Annotated in this window: 12 protein-coding genes; 7 read left to right on the forward strand and 5 right to left on the reverse strand. The window is 72.9% G+C overall.

Annotated features, from left to right (window positions below):
* The first annotated feature begins 146 nt into the window (after window positions 1-146).
* The 5 genes from HCC61_RS02085 to HCC61_RS02105 all read left to right on the forward strand — a co-directional run bounded on the left by HCC61_RS02085 (window position 147) and on the right by HCC61_RS02105 (window position 4,827).
* Window positions 147-1,115, forward strand: coding sequence for a sensor histidine kinase (locus HCC61_RS02085; RefSeq protein WP_169133462.1), 969 nt, complete (start codon window positions 147-149; stop codon window positions 1,113-1,115).
* Window positions 1,112-1,774 carry a response regulator transcription factor gene (locus HCC61_RS02090; RefSeq protein ID WP_169133463.1) on the forward strand — a complete coding sequence of 221 codons (663 nt, stop codon included), beginning with the start codon at window positions 1,112-1,114 and terminating at the stop codon, window positions 1,772-1,774. Before HCC61_RS02085 ends, HCC61_RS02090 begins: the two co-directional genes overlap by 4 nt.
* A gap of 199 nt (window positions 1,775-1,973) precedes the next feature.
* Window positions 1,974-2,903: an ABC transporter ATP-binding protein gene (locus tag HCC61_RS02095; RefSeq protein ID WP_169133464.1), complete on the forward strand. Its 930-nt coding sequence runs from the start codon at window positions 1,974-1,976 to the stop codon at window positions 2,901-2,903.
* On the forward strand, window positions 2,900-3,820 hold the full coding sequence (locus tag HCC61_RS02100; RefSeq protein ID WP_169133465.1) for an ABC transporter permease: 921 nt from the start codon (window positions 2,900-2,902) through the stop codon (window positions 3,818-3,820). The genes HCC61_RS02095 and HCC61_RS02100 overlap by 4 nt, the downstream gene beginning before the upstream one ends.
* Window positions 3,821-3,843: 23 nt before the next feature.
* A complete protein-coding gene (locus tag HCC61_RS02105; RefSeq protein ID WP_206321937.1) occupies window positions 3,844-4,827 on the forward strand; it encodes an ABC transporter substrate-binding protein in 984 nt (327 codons plus the stop codon).
* Window positions 4,828-4,947: 120 nt separating this feature from the next.
* On the opposite strand, the gene HCC61_RS02110 is transcribed toward HCC61_RS02105, so the two are convergent.
* Together HCC61_RS02110 and HCC61_RS02115 are read right to left on the reverse strand one after the other, a co-directional pair.
* Window positions 4,948-6,555, reverse strand: a complete 1,608-nt coding sequence (locus tag HCC61_RS02110; RefSeq protein WP_169133467.1) for a S41 family peptidase — start codon at window positions 6,553-6,555, stop codon at window positions 4,948-4,950.
* 147 nt (window positions 6,556-6,702) lie between these two features.
* Entirely contained in the window at window positions 6,703-7,437 is a 735-nt protein-coding gene (locus tag HCC61_RS02115) for a type 1 glutamine amidotransferase domain-containing protein (protein WP_169133468.1), read from the reverse strand.
* Window positions 7,438-7,674: 237 nt separating this feature from the next.
* On the opposite strand from HCC61_RS02115, the gene HCC61_RS02120 reads away from it, so the two are divergent.
* Complete coding sequence (locus tag HCC61_RS02120; protein ID WP_169133469.1) at window positions 7,675-8,583, forward strand: LysR family transcriptional regulator; 909 nt, start codon at window positions 7,675-7,677, stop codon at window positions 8,581-8,583.
* 203 nt (window positions 8,584-8,786) lie between these two features.
* Here the strand turns inward: HCC61_RS02120 and HCC61_RS02125 are convergent, their stop codons facing one another.
* From HCC61_RS02125 to HCC61_RS02135, 3 genes are all read right to left on the reverse strand, one after another.
* Complete coding sequence (locus HCC61_RS02125) at window positions 8,787-9,572, reverse strand: MBL fold metallo-hydrolase (RefSeq protein WP_169133470.1); 786 nt, start codon at window positions 9,570-9,572, stop codon at window positions 8,787-8,789.
* The gene (locus HCC61_RS02130; RefSeq protein WP_169133471.1) at window positions 9,569-10,111 is read right to left on the reverse strand and encodes an ester cyclase; all 543 of its coding nucleotides are present in this window, start codon (window positions 10,109-10,111) and stop codon (window positions 9,569-9,571) included. Before HCC61_RS02130 ends, HCC61_RS02125 begins: the two co-directional genes overlap by 4 nt.
* 246 nt (window positions 10,112-10,357) lie before the next feature.
* On the reverse strand, window positions 10,358-11,230 hold the full coding sequence (locus tag HCC61_RS02135; protein ID WP_169133472.1) for a TetR/AcrR family transcriptional regulator: 873 nt from the start codon (window positions 11,228-11,230) through the stop codon (window positions 10,358-10,360).
* Between the two features lie 102 nt (window positions 11,231-11,332).
* Between HCC61_RS02135 and HCC61_RS30420 the strand changes: the two genes are divergently transcribed.
* On the forward strand, window positions 11,333-12,640 hold the full coding sequence (locus HCC61_RS30420) for an FAD-dependent monooxygenase (RefSeq protein WP_169133473.1): 1,308 nt from the start codon (window positions 11,333-11,335) through the stop codon (window positions 12,638-12,640).
* Window positions 12,641-12,649: the final 9 nt, after the last annotated feature.

A 12,649-nucleotide genomic window follows, 5' to 3' on the forward strand; every position in this document is an offset into this window, starting at 1 on the left:
CTGATCGGCCCGCGCGATGCGGGCCATCGGTCGCAGCACCCATTTCCCCGGGGCCCGAGGGTGTACGGGCCGGGGCCCCGGGCCTGCCCCGCCGCGGGATGGCACATAGTGGTGGCAACGGCACGATCGAGGAGGCTCCAGCACCGTTGTCCCTGTTCTGGCGGATCTTCGGCCTCAACGCCCTGGTGCTCGGTCTGGCCACGGCGCTGCTGCTGTGGGCGCCGGTGACCGTCTCCGTGCCGGTGCTGTTCACCGAGGCGGGAGTCCTGGTCGGCGGGCTCGCCGTCATGCTGGTCGCCAACGCCGCGCTGCTGCGGATCGCTCTGGCACCGCTCGGCAGGCTGAACCGGCTGATGACCACGGTCGATCTGCTCCGTCCCGGCCAGCGGCTGCCGGTGCACGGGCAGGGCGAAGTCGCCGAGCTGATCCGTACGTTCAACGCGATGCTCGACCGGCTGGAGGCCGAGCGCGCCACCAGCAGCGCCCGCGCGCTGTCCGCCCAGGAGTCCGAACGGCGCCGCATCGCACAGGAACTTCACGACGAGGTCGGGCAGAGCATGACCGCTGTGCTGCTGGAACTGAAGCGGGCCGCGGACCAGTCCCCGGAGCCGTTGCGCGGCGAGCTGCGGCAGGCGCAGGAGACCACACGGGAAGGCCTCGACGAGGTGCGCCGGCTCGCCCGCAGGCTGCGCCCCGGCGTGCTGGAGGACCTCGGCCTGGTCAGCGCACTGACGGCGCTGACGACCGACTTCGCCACGCACGCCGGTCTGCGGGTGGAGCGCTTCTTCGACACGGATCTGCCCGCGCTGGATCCGCAGACGGAGCTGGTGCTCTACCGCGTCGCGCAGGAGGCCATGACGAACGTCGCCCGTCACGCCGAAGCCGAACGGGTCGCGCTGAGCCTGCGCCGTACGGACGGGACGGTGGTCCTGAGCCTCGACGACGACGGCCGCGGTGTGGGCGTCTCCCCGGAGGGCGCCGGGATCCGCGGCATGCGGGAGCGCGCCCTGTTCGCCGGGGCCACGCTGGAGATCGCCTCCGGCCGCGGCAGCGGCACACGAGTACGCCTGTCGGTGCCCACGACCACGAGAACCACGAGAGGCGCAGGTCGATGACGATGCCGCGGACTCCCGCCATCCGGATCCTGCTGGCCGACGACCACCGCCTCGTACGGCGCGGTGTGCGGCTCATCCTCGACGGCGAACCGGACCTCCGGGTCGTAGCGGAGGCCGGCGACGGAGCGGAGGCCATCGAGGCCGCCCGCACCCACGAGATCGACCTGGCCGTGCTCGACGTCGCCATGCCCCGCCTGACCGGCCTTCAGGCAGCACGCGAACTGACCGCGGTCAAGCCGGGTCTCCGCGTCCTGATGCTGACGATGTACGACAACGAGCAGTACTTCTTCGAGGCGTTGAAGGCCGGGGCTTCGGGATACGTGCTGAAGTCGGTGGCCGACCGTGATCTCGTCGCCGCGTGCCGCGCGGCCATGCGCGGTGAACCGTTCGTCTACCCCGGCGCGGTCGCCGCCCTGGTGCGCAACTTCCTCGAACGCGCCCGCAACGGCGAGGAACCCGACCGCCTCATCACCTCCCGCGAGGAAGAGGTACTGAAGCTCATCGCTGAGGGCCACTCCTCCAAGGAGATCGCGGAGATGCTCTTCATCAGCGTCAAGACGGTCCAGCGGCACCGGGCGAACCTGCTGCACAAGCTCGGCCTCCGCGACCGTCTCGAACTCACCCGATACGCCATCAGGGCCGGGCTCGTCGAGCCTTGAGGGCCATGGGCCATGGCCCATGGGCCGTGTCCGGTCCCTCCGCGACCGGGCCGGTCGTGCCGTGCACGGCCGGGGGCGGCGCGCACCAGCCGCCTGCGGACACCCGCGGTGCGACCGCGTCGCGACCGCGAAGCGACCGCGGATTCCCGCTCCGCTGAGGGCGGTGTTCCGGTAAGCGCGTGCGGGTAGCGTTCCGTGCATGACCGACTCCGTGCTGTCAGCCGAGGACATCGGGAAGTTCTTCCACTCCGGCGACGGTGGTGGCGTGGGCGGTGTCGTACAGGCCCTGGACGGTGTGTCGTTGACCGTCGGGGAGGGGGAGTTCGTCTGTGTCGTGGGTCCTTCGGGGTGCGGGAAGTCGACTCTGCTGCGGATCCTCGGCGGACTGGAGGGCCCGTCCTCGGGGCGGGTCGAGCGGCGTGACGGTGGCTCGGCGGGCGGTCCGCCCGGTGTGCCGCAAGCGGCCTTCGTCTTCCAGGACTTCGGGGTGCTGCCGTGGCTTACCGTACGGTCCAATGCGGCATTCGGCCTGCGCATGGCGGGAGTTCGCCGCCGCGATGCCGAAAGGGCCGCCGAGGAGTGGCTGTTGCGGATGGACCTCGCGGCGTTCGCCGGGGCATACCCGGATCAGCTCTCCGGCGGCATGCGCCAACGCCTCGGCCTGGCAAGGGCGTTCACCACGGGCAGCCCGGTCTTGCTGATGGACGAGCCGCTCGGCGCGCTCGATCCGCAGACGCGGCGGCTGATGCAGGAGCAGCTGCTCGCGCTGTGGCAGGAGGAGCGCAAGACGGTGGTGCTGGTGACGCACTCGATCGACGAGGCGATCCTGCTGGGCGACCGGGTGCTGGTGATGTCGGCGCGGCCGGGCAGGCTGACGGACGAGTTCGAGGTGCCGTTCCCCAGGCCGCGGGATCCGGGCATCCAGGACGGCCCGGAGTTCGGGCGGCTGCGGGCGCGGGTCTGGGACGAGCTGCGCGACCAGGTGAGCGTGGGTCTGGGGACAGGGGCGGGCGCGGGCGCGGACCCCGGCCACGGTGCGGCCTCCGGCTATGGCGCGGACTCCGGCTACGGTGCCGGCTCCGGCTCCGGCTACGGCGCGGACCCGCGAGCGGGAGCGGGCGCCGCATGAGCCGCACCGGCCCGCCGCCTCCCGTGCGTAACGCCGCGTCCGCCGCCGCCCGTACGGACGTCGCCGCAGCGCACGCGGAGGCCGCACGGGCCGTCGCAGCCCGGGCCCGGCGCGGCGCGTGGCGGCGGGCGGCACTGGGCCTCGCGGTGCCCGTACTGCTGCTCGCCGCCTGGGAGTCGGCGGCGCGGGCGGGCGCGGTCGACACCGTCTTCTTCCCGGCGCCGACGCGCATCGCCGCCCGTACCGCCGCCCTCGCCTCCTCCGGCGAACTGGGCACGCACACCGCCGCGACCCTGTGGCGGCTGCTGCCCGGCTATGCGCTCGGAGCGGCGACCGGGGCGCTCGCCGGTTTCGTGATGGGGGTCTCGCGCACCCTGAGCGCCGCCTTCGGGCCGCTGTTCTCGGCGCTGTACGCCGTGCCGAAGATCGCCACGCTGCCGCTGCTCCTGCTGGTGTTCGGGCTGACCGAGACGCCGAGAGTGCTGTCGGTCGCCGTCACCGTCTTCTTCGTGCTCCAGATCAACACGGCTGCGGGCGTGCGGCAGATCGATCCGCGGCTGCTGGAGTCGGCCCGCGCGTACGGCGCTTCGGGCCTGCGGCTGCTGCGCTTCGTGCTGGTGCCCGGTGCGCTGCCGGGCGTGCTGACGGGGCTGCGTACGGCCACGGGGCTCAGCGTCGTCGTGGTGGTGGCCGTGGAGTTCGTGGCGTCGGAGCGCGGGCTGGGCTATCTGATCTGGAACTCGTGGACGCTCTTCCAGCCCGACCGGATGTACGCCGGTCTGATGTGCGTGGCGCTGCTGGGCGCGGTCTTCTCCGGGGCGGTGTCGCTGGCGGGACGGGCGGCGATGCCGTGGCGGAGCGGTCGCCGCACCGGCTCGCCGGCATCCTTCTTCCGAAAGGGATCCTCTCGGTCATGACTCGTCGTCGTACGCCGATTCGCTTGCTGTTACTGGCACTTGGCACGCTCGGCCTGGCCGCCACCGCATGTGCGGGCGGCGGCGGCCCCGGACAGGACGGTGAAGGGGGATCGGCCGGGGGTGCCGCGAGCGGGACCGTACGGGTCGCCCACGTGCCGTCCACGCTCTTCGCCCCGCTGTATCTCGCCCAGGCCAAGGGCTACTTCAAGGAGCAGGGCATCGACGTCCGGCTCCAGAAGGTGAAGGCCGGTCAGGACGCGGTGCCGCTGGCCGCGTACGGGAACGTGGAGGCGGTCGTCGCGGGCTTCTCCGCCGGTCTGTTCAACGGGGTCTCCGAGGGCTTGAAGGTGAAGGTCGCCGCGTCCATGGGCGCGTCGACCGGCGAGGACCCCTCGCCCACGGCCCTGGAGGTCTCCAAGCGCCTGGCCGACTCGGGAAAGGTCGACGACCCCGCTGATCTGCGGGGCCGCAAGGTCGCCGTCGCGGGCGGCCCCGGAGCGGCGGGCGGCTACCAACTGGACGTCATCCTGCGGAAGTCGGGCCTGAGGCTCAAGGACGTGAAGGTGGTGAACGTCCCGATCCCCGACATGCGCACCGCTCTCGCCGACGGCGGCGTGGACGCGGCGCTGCCGCCCGCGCCGTTCACCACGGCCATGGAAGAGGCAGGCGTGGCCGAGGCGTTGGCCGTACCGCCGAAGGGCACGGTCGCCACCGGCCTGATCCTCGGCAGCGACTTCGCGGGCATGGACACCTCGGCGAAGTTCCTCGCGGCTCTGCGCAAGGGCGCCGCCGACCTCCAGGGCAAGGGGAGGACGTCGCCGAAGAATGTCGGCATCCTCGCCGAGGCCACCGGCCAGGAGGCCGGCGTGCTGCGCAAGACCCCGCCCTACCAGTGGAGTCCCCGACTGACCGTGGACGAACGGCAGTTGTCGAAGCAGCAGGACGCCTACCGGGAGGCGGGGCTGCTCAAGGGGGAGCCGGTGGCGATCGAGGACATGACGCGCTGACGGTGACGGTCGGGGGCCGAAAGGTGGCTTGAAGAGCGGCTCCGAAAGGCGGGCTGCCCGGTGCGGCGGCGCGCGGGCCGCGGCGGTGGGGCCGCGCGGGGTGCGCGCCGCCGCGCGCGCTCACCCGGCTTCGCGCAGCTCCGCGACCGCCCGGTCGAAGGCGGAGTCGCGGTCGTGCTCGAACTCGCCGTGCGTGAAGACCGGTTCGGAGATGTGCGGCGGAATGCCCTTGCCGTCGAAGGTACGTCCGTCGCGGGTGCGGAACTCCTCGTTCGGGAGCAGGAAGCTCCAGCCGTTGGGCAGACGGCGCTCCATCGTGTCGGAGAAGACGCCCTGGGTGTGCTGCCCGATCCGCACGGTCCGTCCGGGACGCTCCATCAGCGCCTGGGTGAAGGTCTCGCCCGCGCTGAGGGTGGAGCCGCCGGTCAGCACGGCGACGGGCCCCGTGTACCGGGGGCGTCCGGGAGCGGGACGTACGTACGAGGGCTGGGGGCGGGTGAAGCGGCCGGGGTCGGCGGGGTCGTTGCGCGCGGCCTTGGCGTACGCGAAGTACGGGCCGCCGGTGAGCCTGGCCGCCAGCTCCAGGCCCAGGCTGTCCGAACCGCCGCCGTTGACGCGGAGGTCGAGGACGAGGCCCTTCAGGCGGGCGGTGCGCTCAGGCGTGAGCACGGCGTCGAGTGCGCGGCGCAGCTCCGCGCGGTCCGCCTCGTACGAACCGTCCTCCGTGTAGCCGGTGAAGCCGGACACGCGGAGGTAGCCGCGCCCGCCCGGCAGTCGGGCGTAGCCGATGCGGCCGCCCGCGAACTGCCGCAGCCTGCCGCCCCTCAGGTCCCGCTCCTCGATGAACTTCCGTACCTTGGCGTCGAGTTCGGGAGTCGGCATCTCGGTGCCGGGACGCACCCGGCCGAAGGTGCCGGTGTCGCCGGCGAGCACCGCCACGTGTGCGTCGTGGAGCGGCGCGACCATCTTGCGGAAGACGGCGAAGAGCCGGGCCGGGGTCGTCCTCGAATCGATGCGCGGACGCCAATGCTCGCGCACGGCGTGCCAGTCGACGCCCTTCGCCTCGAAGAACGGGTAGTTCTCCTCGAAGGTCTGCCAGAACACGTCGAAGGTGTGCACCGGGTCGTCCGGGACGTCGCGGACGCAGGCGGCGGGCAGCGCCTCGATGCGCCGCAGGCGGCGGTCGCCCGGTGAGCCGTCGATGTGCATCGACGCCCGGTCCGCGCGGGCGGCCCGGCCCGAACCCTCCGCCCGATGCGCCCGGTTCGCCTGGTCCGTACGGTGCCGGGTGGGCCGGTCCCACGGCCCCTGTTCGCGGCGCAGAGTGAAGGTCTGCCCGTCGGCGCTCTTGTAGCGGGCCGCCGCGTCGCCGCGTACGCGCTTCGACGAAGTCCCCTTCAGACAGCCCGAGTCGGTGGTCTGGTACTCGCGGACCCGGTTGTGCGCGACGGCCAGGACGGTGCCGTAGCCGTCCATGCGCCACATGCCCACGGGAGCCTCCGTAGGCCCGGCGCCCGGGCCGTGCTGCTGTGGCTGAGCGGCCTGCGCCGCGGGCAGCGCCACCCCCGCCGCGACGGCGAGCAGCGCGGCGACGGCCGTGGCCGCGCGTACCCGCCTGCCGCCGTGCCCGGTGCCGCTCTCGCCGCGGTGCCCGGTGCCGTGCCCGGTCCCGCCCTCGCCGTCGCGCCCGGTGCCGTGCCCGGCCCCCTCGGCTCCCTCGAACTGCATGCTCGTGTCTCCCCCGTCGGTCGGTGAACTGCCGTCGTAGGGACCAGGATCGACGGGGACGACGGGGCGGCGACATCCGGCGGCCCGCCGCCCGGGGGTGGGGGAAGCCCCCGGGCCGCGGGCCGCATGGGCGAGCAGCGGCGGTGGTCACGCCACGGCGCGCTCCTTGAGCAGCTCGACCACCCGGCGCGCGGTGTCGGCGCTGGACTGCGGGTTCTGCCCGGTGACCAGGTTGCCGTCGGCCACTACCTTGCTCGCCCAGGCGGGACCGGTCTCGACGATCGCGCCGAGATCGCGGAGCCTGCTCTCCACGAAGTACGGCACCGCCTCGCCGAGGCCGCCCTGCCGCTCCTCCTCGTCGGAGAAGACGGTCAGCCTGCGCCCCGCGAAGGCGAAACCGGCACCGGTGTCACGGCTCTCCCCGCTCGCACCGCTCGCGCTGAGGATGCCTGCCGGGCCGTGGCACAGCGCCGCGACGACCTTTCCCGCCCGGTCGTGGGCGATGAGGATCCGGCCGAGGTCGGCGTCGTGCGCGAGGTCCTCCATGGGGCCGTGGCCGCCGGGTACGTAGACGGCGTCGTAGTCGTCGGCCGCCACGTCGGCGAGGGCCAGCGGCTTCGCCAACTCGTCGGCCAGGGAGTCGAGATACGTGCGGAACTCCGTGGCTGCGGACTCGTCCACGCCGCCGCGTTCGTCGAGGCTGATCGCGTCCACGGTGGGCTGCGCACCGCCGGGCGTCGCGATGTCGACGTCGAAGCCCGCTTCGCGCAGCGCGCGGTGCGAGACGGCGACCTCCTCGGCCCAGTAGCCGGTGGGGTGGGTCGTGCCGTCGGCCAGTGTGAGGCGGTCGGCCGCGGAGACGACCATCAGGATCTTTGCCATGGCGGATCTTCCTTCTCTCGCTTCGTCGTCGTCGGATCCGTTGCTTGCGCAGGTGTGCGTCTGCTTGCGCAGGTGTCCGTGCGTCGCCCACCTCAACACTCGCAGCCCTCGGAATTCCTCCACTAACCTGGGCGCAGTCATCAGTTTTCTTATGGCTGCTTTTCTTATGACCGCCTTCTTGCGGCCGCCTTCTTGGGGCCGCCGCCCTGTGACTGCCGCCGGTTCGGAGGAGCGCGCATGCCGGATCTCGATCTGCTCTCGACCTTTCTGGAGATCTACCGCGGCGGTTCGATCACGGCCGCCGCCGCCCGGCGCGGAGTGAGCCAGCCCGCGGTGAGCGGCCGGCTCGCCCGCCTCGAAGAACAGATCGGCGAGCCCCTGTTCCGGCGCTCACGCCGCGGCGCCGTTCCCACCGAGCGCGCCTATGAGCTGGCCCGCCGGATCGGCACCCACCTCGACGAACTCCACGACGCGCTCGGCGCCGACGACGAGGCGGGCCGGGCACACCGCGGCACGGTGCATCTGGCGGGCCCGTCCGATCTGATGGCCCTCCGCGTCGTTCCCGCGCTCGCTCCGCTCACGGCCCGCGGCCTGCGGCTGAGGATCACTCTCGGGCTCGCGGAGGAACTGCTGGCGGCGCTCGCGGCCGCCCGCGTCGACCTCGTGGTCTCCTCGGTGCGGCCCCGCCTGGAGAACATCTCGGCGACGCCCTTCGCCGACGAGGAGTTCGTACTCGTCGGACCGCCCGCCCTCGCCCGCACGGTCGACCACGGCCACCTCGCCGAGGAGCCGGTCCGTGCGCTGGCGCATCTGCCGCTCGTGGCGTACGGGGAGGAGCTGCCCATCGTCCGCCGCTACTGGCGCAGCGAGTTCGGCCGCCGCCCGCCCAATCCCGTCGCCGTCACCGTCCCCGATCTGCGGGCTGTGCTGGCCGCGGTGGTGGCGGGCGCAGGAGTCTCCGTACTGCCGCGCTACCTGGCCGAACCGGCGATCGCCGCGGGCTCCGTGGAGACCCTGCACCAGCCCGCGGTACGCCCGCTGAACACCCTCTATCTGGCGACCCGCGGCGGCGGGCCCGCCAACCCCGCCGCGGCCGTCGTGCACCGCCAGCTCACGGAGCGCTCACGCGAGTGGGAGCTGCTCTAGGCGTTAGGCGTGCTGTTCGGGGAGGTCGGTGATCGGGAGGTCGGTGACCGGCGCCGGTCCGAACCACCGCGCGGCGGTCGCGAACCGGCCGGTGCCGGTCGTAGAGGACGGGTGCGTACGCCGACAGCCCACCCGGCCGGGGACGTTGGGCTCCGGTGCCGTTGGACCCCGGTGCCGTTGGTTCCCGGTGCCGTTGGGTCCGGTCAGGTCTCTCCGCGCGCCTGCTCGTACAGCGTGGGGTCGTGGGAGCACACGATCCGCAGGTCGGGCTCCCCGCGCCGGTACAGCTCACGCAGACGCGCGTGGTTGTCGCGCACCCGCCGCGGGCCGTGTGCCACCGCCGCCTCCATGGCCCGCAGGGAGACCGGCACGCCCCCGCTGCCGTCCAGGGTGCCCCGGTGGTAGAAGGCGTCTCCGGCGTGCAGCAGCCAGTGGGCGCCGGTGTCGACGGCCACCCCGGCGTGACCACGGGTGTGGCCGGGCAGGGCGAGGAGTACCAGGCCCGGGGCGACGGAGTCGAGTTCCCGTGCGGCGGCGAAGCCCCGCCAGGCCTCCCCGTCGGGACTGTGCTCGACCAGCCGGGGGCCGTGGGACCACTGGGCCGGCCGGAAGCGCAGTCGTTCGCGGGGTCCGGGGGAGTGGATCGCCCCTCGGGCCTCGGCCGAGGTGAGGTGGACCGACGCCCGGGGGAAGTCGGCCAGCCCTCCGGCGTGGTCCACGTCGAGGTGGGTGAGGACGATGTGCCGTACGTCCTCCCGCCGGAAGCCCAGCCGTTCGACCTGGTGGGCCGCGGTCTGCCGGGGGTCCAGGACCGGCCGGACGTAGTGGCGCACCGGTCCCAGTCTCTGGGCCGGGTCGGCGACGTCCTGGAGCCCGAAGCCGGAGTCGACCAGTACGAGCCCGCCCGCGGTCTCCAACAGCAGTACGTGGCACACCAGTTGAGCCCCGGGAGGCCGCATGGTGCCGCAGTCGAGGTGATGGACCTTCACGGCAGGTCCGCCGTGGGGGTGTCGACCAGGCCGGGGTGCGGGGGCTCCCCGGACATCCTGAGCAGCCCCCGCAGGCAGCGCACGAGCAGCGGCCAGTTGCGGGGATTCTTCCTGTCGATGCCGCCGATCAGCTGCTTCAGCATGGTGAGGCTGTCGAAGTAGACGCGCTCACAGACCAGGTTCTCCCCGGCGTCGAAGATGAAGTACGCCGTCATACGGACCCGGAAGCGGCTGCCGGTGGGCGGGATCGCGCCGAGCGGGCCCCGGTGGGTGCCCATCAGCCAGAACTCGACGATCACGGCGTCGTCGCTGTGCCGCAGGGCGATGATCTCGTGGTCCTGGTCGGGGAAGGCGATCCGGGTGTCGTGGTAGTACCCGCGGACCTCGCCGTCCCCGTCGTGGACGGTCATGGTCGGTATCAGCTCGTAGTGCGGGTGCGGGAAGGTCGACAGGACCTGGTCCCAGTCCTGGCGCACCTCGTCGTGGAAGTGGTCCAGCACCAGCTTCTGGCGGGCCGCGCGAAGGGCCTCGGTGGTCATCGGGTCTGCCTCGGTTTCGTGGGGGGAGCGGGCATCGGGACGGTGGGGTCGCCGTGCCGGGCCGAAGGGGCCCAGAGTGTACGGGAGTTGGCGGGGGTGCCTGTTGACCAGGGGTTCGCGCGGACGGAGTCGGCGATCAGCGCCGGGGTTCGGTGCGGGCGTCACAGCAGCCGTACGCGGATCCCCGCACCGGCGGCGTCCGAGCGCTCTCCCGTGCTTGGCTCCCCGTCCTCAGCCCCTGCGTCCTCAGCCTTCGCTTCCTGAGCGTTCGCGACCTGAGCGTTCGCGATCTCGGCCCTCGCGCCGCTCGATCAGCACCGCGAGTCCGTCGAGGATGCGTTCCAGGCCGAACTCCCATGCCTGGTCCATCTCTTCGCGCCGCTCCGCCGCCGACCCGAGGGCCGCCGCCAGGGCGGGACAGCGGTCGCCCTGTGCCTGGATCAGCTCCGTCAGCACGGTGCTCAGCTCGCCCTCCTGGCTCGCCCCGGGCGTCGACGCACGCGCCTGCTCGCTGATGCTGCGGGCGTGACCGACCAACAGCACCGCCGCGTCCAGGCGTTCGGCACCGCTCAGCGGGGTGCCGCCGAGGGCGGCGACGGGGCGCTCCATCCAGCTGAGCTCCGAGGGGCCGATGGGACGCGCCCCGACGGTGCCGTCGAGCACCCACGGGTGACGCTGGAAGACGGCGATCAACTCCTGTGCCCACGCGGTCAGTTGGGCCCTCCAGCCGCCACAGGGGCCGCCGCCCTCCGGATAGGGGCCGATGGCGGCGTCCACCATCAGTGCGACCAGTTCGCTCTTGCCCGGCACGTACCGGTACAGCGCCATCTTGGTGACGCCGAGACCTGCCGCGACGCGCTGCATCGAGACGGCCGCCAGGCCCTCGGCCCCGGCCACGTCGATACCGGCGCGCGCGATGTCGCCGAGGTCGAGTCCCGGTCTGGGGCCGCGTCCACGGGTGCGCGGGGAGCCCCACAGCAGCCGCGCCGTCTCGGCGTGCGAGCGGCGTGCGCCGGGCCCGCCCCGGCCTTCACCGCTCGCCCCGGCGCCCCCGGCCCCGGCGCCCCCGGCCCCGTCGGCCCTGGCCCGGCCGTCCCCGCTCCCGTCGCTCCCGCCCATGCGCTCCGCTCATCAGGTCTCTTCGACGCCAAAACCGTGTCCATGGTACACAGTTGATTAACCGTGTCCGCCGGATACGGTTTCTTTAGGAGGGGGAAGGCCATGAACAAGGCCGGGAACAGGACGGTCCTCATCTCGGGCGCGAGCATCGCCGGGCCGGCGCTGGCCTACTGGCTGCGCGAGTACGGTTTCGAGCCCACCGTCGTCGAGCTGGCTCCGGCGCTCCGCGGCGGCGGCCAGGCCGTGGACTTCCGCGGCGATACGCACTTCACCGTGCTGCAACGCATGGGCGTACTGCCCGAGTTGCGCCGCATCCGGACCGCCGGGAGCCCGATCCGGTTCGTCGACGAGGGCGGCAGGACGCTGCTGGACCTGCCCTCCGATTTCGCGGGCGGCGATCTGGAGGTGCTGAGGGGCGACTTGGCGAAAGTGCTCTACGAACACAGCCTGCCCGGCACCGAGTACGTCTTCGGCGACACGATCACCCGGCTCACCGAGACCGCCTCCGGGGTGCGGGCGGAGTTCCGGCACGGCCCGGAACGGGAGTTCGGCCTGGTCATCGGTGCGGACGGGCTGCACTCACAGGTGCGCCGGCTGGCGTTCGGGCCCGAGGAGCAGTACGTGCGCCACCTCGGCTACTACGTCGCCGTATGGCAGCTCGCCAACAGCTGGGGCGTGACGCACGGTTCGCTGGCGCACAACCAGCCGGGCCGCATGGCCGCCGTCGCCGCCGACCACCGCGACCCCCGGCGGGCCGGTGCCATGGCGATGTTCGCCTCGCCCCGGCTGGACTACGACCGCCGGGACCCCTCGCAGCACAGGAGGATCATCAACGACGCGCTCTCCGGCATGGGTTGGGAGGTCCCGCGGATCCTGGACTCCCTTGGCACGTGCTCCCCGGCTTCCACGACTTCCCCGGCCTCACCGTCTTCCCCGGCCTCCCCGGCCTCCCCGGCCTCCCCGGCCTCCCCGGCCGCCCCGGACGAGGCGCCCGGACCCGAGCTGTACTTCGACTCGATCAGCAGGTCGGAGGTGCCGCACTGGTCCAAGGGCCGCATCGCCCTGCTCGGGGACGCGGCCTGCGGCGCCGCCATCGGCGGGATGGGCACGGGCAGCGCGATCGTCGCCGCATATGTTCTGGCGGGAGAGCTCGCCCGCGCGGACGGCGACCACCGTGCCGCCTTCGACCGGTACGAGAGCAGGCTGCGTTCCTATGCGAGGGGCTGCCGCCAAGGGGGCGCCCGCGTGGGCAAGTTCCTCGCCCCGCGCACCCGCGCGGGCATGCGCTTCCGCAACGCCCTGCTCTCCAGGCCGGTCTTCATGGGCGCGATGATCAGCGTGGGCAAGAAGGTCAGCAGCACCGTCGAACTGCCCGACTACGCCGCCGGACCGGGCGCCGTCCACCACTGAGACCCCCGC

Source organism: Streptomyces sp. HNM0575 (assembly GCF_012726265.1).
Lineage (GTDB): Bacteria > Actinomycetota > Actinomycetes > Streptomycetales > Streptomycetaceae > Streptomyces.